This window comes from Neisseria sp. P0001.S005 (genome assembly GCF_051963715.1).
In genome coordinates, this window is the sequence record NZ_JBQCTZ010000658.1 from 1 (window position 1) to 416 (window position 416).

The following is a 416-nucleotide window of genomic DNA, read 5'->3' on the forward strand; positions in this document are numbered from 1 at the left end:
GCAATCATGCTGCCTTTCTGGACCTCTTTCCTGTTGCGTGTTTACGCATGGATGGGCTTATTGGGACACAACGGCATCATCAATAATTTCTTAATCAAATATGGAATCATCAGCGAGCCTTTAGACCTGTTCTACAATTCTTTCTCGCTGAATTTGGTGATGGTTTACGCCTATTTGCCGTTTATGATTTTGCCGCTGTACACACAATTGGTAAAACTGGACAACCGTCTGCTCGAAGCCGCTTCCGACTTGGGTGCGGGTCCGATCAAATCGTTCTTTACCATTACCCTGCCTTTGTCCAAAACCGGCATCATCGCAGGCTCTATGCTGGTCTTCGTTCCGGCCGTCGGTGAATTTGTGATTCCTGAATTGGTGGGCGGTTCTGAAAACCTGATGATCGGTAAAGTATTGTGGCA

Annotated in this window: 1 protein-coding gene; it reads left to right on the forward strand. The window is 46.9% G+C overall.

The features are described from left to right. Positions 1-416 (forward strand): ABC transporter permease subunit (locus ACTHSP_RS22240; RefSeq protein WP_440347039.1); only part of this gene is annotated, 416 nt, incomplete at both ends.